This window comes from Flavobacterium sp. UGB4466 (assembly GCF_903469665.1).
GTDB lineage: Bacteria > Bacteroidota > Bacteroidia > Flavobacteriales > Flavobacteriaceae > Flavobacterium > Flavobacterium lipolyticum.
Window position 1 is genome coordinate 40393 of record NZ_CAGKLC010000029.1, and the last position, 7406, is coordinate 47798.

General features: G+C 37.5%; 6 protein-coding genes. 4 read left to right on the forward strand and 2 right to left on the reverse strand.

Translation table 11 applies throughout. From position 1 onward, the window contains the following. Positions 1-151: 151 nt before the first annotated feature. Entirely contained in the window at positions 152-2563 is a 2412-nt protein-coding gene (locus tag JO950_RS09795; protein WP_202702476.1) for a prolyl oligopeptidase family serine peptidase, read from the reverse strand. A gap of 264 nt (positions 2564-2827) precedes the next feature. Here JO950_RS09795 and JO950_RS09800 point away from each other — a divergent pair, with 264 nt between their 5' ends. The 4 genes from JO950_RS09800 to JO950_RS09815 all read left to right on the forward strand — a co-directional run bounded on the left by JO950_RS09800 (position 2828) and on the right by JO950_RS09815 (position 6465). Then, entirely contained in the window at positions 2828-3835 is a 1008-nt protein-coding gene (locus tag JO950_RS09800) for a 3-oxoacyl-ACP synthase III family protein (RefSeq protein WP_017494896.1), read from the forward strand. A 375-nt stretch (positions 3836-4210) separates the two neighbouring features. Further along, a complete protein-coding gene (locus tag JO950_RS09805; RefSeq protein ID WP_202702477.1) occupies positions 4211-4534 on the forward strand; it encodes a GIY-YIG nuclease family protein in 324 nt (107 codons plus the stop codon). Between the two features lie 753 nt (positions 4535-5287). Then, a complete protein-coding gene (locus tag JO950_RS09810; RefSeq protein ID WP_202702478.1) occupies positions 5288-5959 on the forward strand; it encodes a copper homeostasis protein CutC in 672 nt (223 codons plus the stop codon). 293 nt (positions 5960-6252) lie between these two features. Further along, complete coding sequence (locus JO950_RS09815) at positions 6253-6465, forward strand: SymE family type I addiction module toxin (RefSeq protein WP_202702479.1); 213 nt, start codon at positions 6253-6255, stop codon at positions 6463-6465. Positions 6466-6585: 120 nt separating this feature from the next. On the opposite strand, the gene JO950_RS09820 is transcribed toward JO950_RS09815, so the two are convergent. Continuing rightward, on the reverse strand, positions 6586-7406 hold an 821-nt coding region (locus JO950_RS09820; RefSeq protein WP_202702480.1), incomplete at its 5' end, for an outer membrane beta-barrel family protein.

Here is a 7406-nt window from a genome sequence, read left to right on the forward strand (position 1 = left end):
AAAATTAAGAGAACAGGAATATAGCGTTATAATTCTTAGGCTTAAATTATCTATAAAATAATAGCCCTAAACTTATGAATTAGGTTTAGGGCTATTATTTTAAACCCGACAGGTTTTAAAAACCTGTCGGGTTTGTTACTTATAAAAGTCTTTAGTTTTTTAAGTATTTTTCTAAAAACTGATCTTGTTCCCAAAGTAAGTGTAAAATGTTTTCTTTGGCAACATAACTATGTGCTTCTTTTGGTAGAATAACCATTCTTGCGGTTGCTCCTAAGCCTTTCAAAGCCTGATAGTAACGCTCTGTTTGTAAAGTGAAAGTTCCTGGATTATTGTCGGCCTCACCATGAACTAACAAAAGTGGTGTTTTCATTTTGTCGGCATTCATAAAAGGAGACATTTTAGTATACACTTCCGGAACCTCCCAGTAATTACGTTGTTCTGTCTGGAATCCAAAAGGAGTCAGCGTTCTGTTATAAGCACCGCTTCGGGCGATTCCACAAGCAAAAAGGTTGGAGTGAGTCAGTAAGTTGGCCGTCATAAAAGCACCATACGAGTGACCTCCAATAGCTACTTTTTTACGGTTAATGTATCCTAAAGCATCAACAGCATCAATTGCAGCTTCAGCATTGGCTACTAATTGTGGCATAAAGTTATCATTAGGTTCTGTAGTGCCTTCACCAATGATAGGGAAAGCAGCATCATCAAGAACAACATACCCTTTGGTTACCCAATACACAAACGATCCGTAATAAGGAGTTGTGAATTCATTTGAATTTTGAGTCGATTGTCCGGCACTGTTTCTGTCTTTGTATTCAGCTGGATAAGCCCAGATTAATAAAGGTAACTTTTCTTTTTTTGCTTTGTCGTAACCGGCTGGTAAATATAAAGTTCCTGAAAGTTCAAGACCATCTTTACGCTTGTATTTGATCACTTCCTTACTCACATTTTTAATGCTTTCAAACGGGTTTCTGAAAGAAGTTATTGGTGTTAAGCTGTTTTGTTTTTTGATATTTCTAAAGTAATAATTCGGATATTCACTCTTAGACTGAATTTGTACCAAAACTTTCCCTGCTTTAAAATCTTCAATTTCAAGTAAATCTTCTTTTTTGTCTTTGTACGGTGAGGTATAAATACGTTTGGATTGTAACGTTTTTAGATTGAATTCATCAATAAAAGGAAATTGTCCTTCTTTTGTATATCCATCTCCAATACGATAAGCGTTGTCTTTTTCAATCGCCAGAACATATTTGTTGTATTCGTTCTTTCTGGTTTCAAAAACTCCCGGATCTGAGTAAACATCCTGTTGGTTTCTGTCTGTAATTACTTTTGGCTGTTGAGCTGGGTTTGCCGGATTGATCAGGTAGGTTTTGGTGTTACGAGTGTCGTACCATTGATCTGTTAGAAAAGCCACATTGTCATTACCCCAAATAATATCGTCGTAACGCTGTGGAACTTTTGCTAAAGAAGTTGCTTCGCTTGTAAAAGGAGCGTTCCAAAGAAAAACTTCATCTCTAAAATCAACCTTATTGGCAGGATCACCTTCATCTAAAGCCACAACATAAGATAAGGTTGCAGGTTTATCATTTCTCCATGCCATTTCTCTTTTTCCTTTTCGAACAGCCATAAAACCTTTTGGTATTATTTCGTTTAACGGAACTTCATTAACTATTTTGATCTCTTTTCCTCTCGCATCATAAACAATAGTTCTGGATGGGAATCGGTATAAAGGAACTACGTAAGAAAATGGTTTTTGAATCGTGGTCAGCATAATATAATTACCGTCTGGCGAAATTCTCTCTCCGTAATACATTGCAGCTTCTTTAAACAATGTAGCATTTCCGTTAAGATTAACTTTGTAAAGTTCAGAAGTGGTGATGTTTTCAAAATTAATTTCGTCACTTTGATTTTTTAACATATCAGGAAACGTTCTGTTTTGAGATTTTGTTCCTGCTGTATTAGAGATAATTGGACCGGTTGGTAAATCATTTTTAGGATCCAATAATGGTTTTCTGTTTTTTGGAAGCATTTTTACCAAAATAGTCTCATTGTCTAAGAACCAGCTAAACGGATTTCCTAAATTGGCATTAACAGTTGCCTCAGTAAGTTTCGTTGCTTTTGCAGTTTCAACATCCAGAAACCAAAGTTCGACACCTGAATTTGTGGTGTGAGAGAACACTATTTTCTTGTCATTTGGAGACCAAAGGATGTTGCTTATTTTTGGATTTTGAGGTAATCCCGAAACCTGAACTTCTTCTTTACCGCTAATTTTTCTTAGCTTTAAATTTGTCGTATAAGTTACAGAGCTGGAAATGTTTGTTACCGGATTAATTCTTAAACCTCCTAAGCGAAGTTCGTCCTGGTTTAAATCATCGAGTGTTTTGTATGTACTCCTGTACATTAATAACATATTCTCCTTTTTAGTATCCATCGATACTGTAGGAGCTTTTTCGTAATCGGCTAAATCTAAGATAGATTTTGATGGTTTTTGGTAAGTGAGATTTTCTTGTGCAAAGGCAAAAAAGCCAATGTTAAGAAACAAAAGTAATGTAACCTTTAATTTCATAATGTGAATTTTAGGAGTTTAGAGTTTGGTATTCCTATATGTTTGACTAAAATACTTCAAACTTGTTACATTTTAGGTGTTATTTTTGATACTTTTCACATTTTTCAGGCAAAAACTGTTTTTTCAGAATATAAACTGTCAGAATCCTATTTATAATTAAAGTATATTGAATTGCCAATTACGAAAAAAACACTAATTTGGACGTTAATGTTTTAAAGTATACTTAAATTTGCATTACAATTTTTTAACAAATAATAAAACAATATGTATCATTCAAAAATAGCGGGCTTAGGATATTATGTCCCTTCAAATGTTGTGACCAACGATGATTTGTCTAAGATAATTGATACCAATGATGAATGGATTCAGGAGAGAACTGGAATTCAGGAGCGTAGACATATTATTCGTGGGGAAGATACCACAACTACAATGGGTGTAAAAGCAGCTAAAATTGCTATAGAACGTTCTGGCGTCGCCAAAGAAGATATTGATTTTGTAGTTTTTGCTACCTTAAGTCCGGATTATTATTTTCCAGGACCCGGAGTTTTGGTACAGCGTGATTTAGGATTACGTACTGTAGGAGCACTGGATGTTAGAAATCAATGTTCTGGTTTTGTTTATGCGTTGTCGGTTGCCGATCAATACATCAAAACCGGAATGTATAAAAATATCCTGGTAATTGGTTCAGAAGTACATTCGACAGGATTGGATATGACTACTCGTGGCCGTGGAGTTTCGGTAATTTTTGGAGATGGAGCAGGAGCGGCAGTTGTAAGCCGTGAAGAAGATTTGACAAAAGGAATTTTATCAACGCATTTGCATTCTGAAGGACAACATGCCGAAGAACTAGCTTTACAGGCACCGGGAATGGGAGCGCGCTGGGTAACTGATATTATAGCAGATAATGATCCTAATGATGAGAGTTATTATCCGTACATGAATGGACAGTTTGTATTTAAAAATGCTGTGGTTCGTTTTGCTGAAGTAATCAATGAAGGATTAGAAGCAAATGGTTTACAGGTTTCAGATATTGATATGTTGATTCCTCATCAGGCGAATTTAAGAATTTCACAATTCATTCAAAATAAATTCAAATTGAGTGACGACCAGGTACACAATAATATTCAGAAGTACGGAAATACTACTGCAGCCTCTATTCCGATTGCTTTGACTGAAGCATGGGAGCAAGGAAAAATCAAATCCGGAGATACAGTTGTACTGGCTGCCTTTGGTAGTGGTTTTACCTGGGCAAGTGCAATCATTAAGTGGTAAATTAATTCATCTTGCATTATATTTCATAGCCTGCTCTTTTTTAGAGCAGGTTTTTTTGTGCACTGCATTGTCCGGCTGAGCGAAGCCGAAGCCTTAACGGTTTGTGAGCCTTCGACTCTGCTCAGGGTGATATTTAGGTTTCAAGAGGATAGCGACAACGTTTGTCCCGCTGAGCGGAGTCGAAGCCTTTATGGTTTGTGAGCCTTCGACTCCGCTCAGGGTGACATTTGTACTTCAAGAGGATAGCGACAACGATTGTCCGGCTGAGCGGAGTCGAAGCCCACGTTCCAATAGGCAAATCAGTTATATTATAAGCATATGTTTTTTAAAAGATTTTTCTTACTTTTAGTTAGGTTTAATTAAAAGGTATATGTTATGAAATTGTATTATGTCTATATCTTGAAATGTTCTGATAATAGTTATTACACCGGAGTTACAAATAATATTGAAAGAAGATTCAATGAGCATAAGTCGGGTTTAAACAAGGGGTGTTATACTTTTAGTAGAAGACCTTTGGAACTCGTTTTTTACACTGATTTTAAGTATGTGCTTCAGGCCATTTCATTCGAAAAACAAGTAAAGGGGTGGAGTAGAAAAAAGAAAGAAGCTATTATAAACGATAGATGGGATGATTTAAAACAACTGGCTGAATGTTTTAATGAAACGAGTCATAAGAACCACGTTAATAAGAAACTTTAGTGGTAAATAAGCCTTCGACTCCGCTCAGGGTAACATTTAGGTTTTAAGAGGATAGTGACAACGATTGTCCGGCTGGCGGAGTCGAAGCCTTAACGGCTTGTGAGCCTTCGACTCCGCTCAGGGTGACATTTAGGTTTCAAGAGGATTGCGACAACGATTGTCCGGCTGAGCGGAGTCGAAGCCTTAACGGTTTGTGAGCCTTTGACTCCACTCAGGGTGACATTTGGGTTTCAAGAGGATAGTGACAAAGTTTGTCCGGCTGAGCGGAGTCGAAGCCTTTGTGGTTTGTGAGCCTTCGACTCCGCTCAGGGTGACATTTAGGTTTCAAGAGGATAACGACAACGCTTGTCCGGCTGAGCGGAGTCGAAGCCTTAACGGTTTGTGAGCCTTCGACTTCGCTCAGGGTGACATTTAGGTTTCAAGAGCATAGCGACAACGCTTGTCCGGCTGAGCGGAGTCGAAGCCTTTACGGTTTGTGAGTCTTCGACTTTGCTCAGGGTGACATTTGGGTTTCAAGAGGATAGCGACAACGCTTGTCCGGCTGAGCGGAGTCGAAGCCTTTACGGTTTGTGAGTCTTCGACTCCACTCAGGGTGATATTTAGGTTTCAAGAGGATCGCGACAACGATTGTCCGGCTGAGCGGAGTCGAAGCCTTTATGGTTACTCTAACCTTTGATTTGCTTTGATCGTTCAGTTTTTAATTTATATTTTTGTTTGGCGTCATCAAGCTGGTGCCACTTTTAAATCAATCAAATGAAAAAAAATCAACTGGAGATAGCCTGTTTCAATTACGAATCGGCGATAATTGCACAAGACAATGGAGCAGACAGAATCGAATTATGCGATGATATGCGACTTGGCGGGACAACGCCAAATTTGATAACAGCAGAAAGAGTTCGGGAAAAACTAACCATTAAAATGCACGTTATTATCCGGCCTCGTGGTGGTGATTTTGTTTATACCGAAGAAGAGGTCCAGGAAATGAAACAAGATATTAAACAACTTAAAGCACTGGGAGTTGATGGTTTTGTTTTCGGGATTTTAAATCAGGATGGCAGTGTTAATAAAAAGCAGAATCTGGAACTGGTGCAATTGGCCAGCCCACTTTCCTGTACTTTTCATCGTGCTTTTGATGTTGTGAATTCGATCGAACAAGGATTGGAAGAGGTGATTGCATGTGGTTTTCAAACGATACTGACTTCAGGACGTGGGAAGAATGTTGAAGAAGGAATTTTGGATTTACAATTGATTCAGAAATTAGCGGGTGACCGAATTGAAATCATGCCCGGAGGAGGTTTGCGCTCTTCAAACATTAAATTGCTTCAGGAAAAATTGCAGCCTACTTTTTATCATTCGTCTGCGATTACAGATCAAACCGAAAAAGCAAATCCTGAGGAAATAAAAGAATTAAAAAACTTCCTGTAAACGGAATCTATAAAATAAAGGTCGGGTTTTAAAGGCAGGGTTACGTTCGGACAAATGTTATGTTTTGTTAAGTCACGGACTAGATAGATTAAAATGATTTTTAAATAGTGTTTTTTTTGAAAGAATTATCTTATATTTGATATGCGAAACGATTAAATATAAATTATGTACAATTCATCAAATTTAAAAATCAAAGATAAAGCCTGGCGAAGAGTAGGTGCAAGTCCTATACCTTCAAACTATGTTTGTCGTTTCGCAGCATCGTCAGGCCTCTTTTTAAAAAATATAAGTTTATGCGAAACGACAAACGAACAACAATCAGACGCCCGGATGTGCGTAGTCTGAAAATTCAACCCAAAATGAGATTTAATGAATACAGTCAGAAAAAAGTTCCTGAGATCAAACTCTGCGGAAACTGGCTACAGAAACTTGGCTTCGAATTTGGAGGAAGAGTAATTGTGACTTGTATGCCTAATCTGGTGATTATTCGACCGATCGAACAGTAAAATCAAAAGGGATCAATTAAGTTAACAGAAAATAGAATTCAACAAAAAAAGTCCGGAATTTGTAAACTCCGGACTTTTTATTTTTAAATAAATAATTAAACTTTAGTGATGAATACGGTATTAAAGAACTCCACCGCTACTGCCAATATTGCTCTCTTCTCTATTTTTACGGTTCATACCGTTAATTTTTGCTCCTCCAAAATTGTAGGTCAGACCTAAATAAACCGTTTGACTTTCCCAGGTGCTCAGTCCTGAGTGCGGGTAAGGATATTGTGTGTCGAAAGAATATTTCATAGTATCGAAAACATCATTAAAACGAAGGCTGATATTCATTTTATCGTTCAATAAAGTATAACGCGTGCCTATGTCCATTTTGTACATTTGGTGGCTGTTGCCCTGAAGACCGTCACTTGGCCCATTGTAAAGACCAAATAGTAAAAAGCTCATGCGTTTGTTGACTTTAAAATTAGAGCTTATTCTACTGGTTAAAGCAGAAACTGTAATTTTTCGATCGATTGGCGTTCCTGTGTTTGTGATCGGGTTTAATGAAAAAACAATACCTCGTTGATTGATACTTGAATAGTCAATCGACGGCGAGATATCCCACCATTTTGTGATTTTATAATTAAAAGAAGCTTCAAATCCATAAGCCGTATTATGATCAAAATTGGTATAAGATACGATTAGTTTGTTGCCCACTGCCTCATTATAATCCGTATCTATGACTCTGCTGATCTGATCGTTGATCCCCCTGACATAAATTCCCAAATTTAAACTCCCTTTTTCTAAGGTCTTAGTGTAATTTATCTCTACAGAATTAGTGAATTGAGGTCTTAATTCAGGATTCCCCAATGTCGTTACCATAGGAGTAGAAAACTCACGAATAGGTTTTGTCTGTTCTAAACTCGGACGGTCTACACGACGGCTGTAGCTCAATTGTA

Excerpts from the sequence above, each read along its gene's own strand:
- JO950_RS09805 (WP_202702477.1), top strand. The coding sequence starts at position 4,211 with ATGAAATTGTATTATGTCTATATCTTGAAATGTTCTGATAATAGTTAT.
- JO950_RS09810 (WP_202702478.1), top strand. The coding sequence starts at position 5,288 with ATGAAAAAAAATCAACTGGAGATAGCCTGTTTCAATTACGAATCGGCG.
- JO950_RS09815 (WP_202702479.1), top strand. The coding sequence starts at position 6,253 with ATGCGAAACGACAAACGAACAACAATCAGACGCCCGGATGTGCGTAGT.
- JO950_RS09800 (WP_017494896.1), top strand. The coding sequence starts at position 2,828 with ATGTATCATTCAAAAATAGCGGGCTTAGGATATTATGTCCCTTCAAAT.
- JO950_RS09795 (WP_202702476.1), bottom strand. The coding sequence starts at position 2,563 with ATGAAATTAAAGGTTACATTACTTTTGTTTCTTAACATTGGCTTTTTT.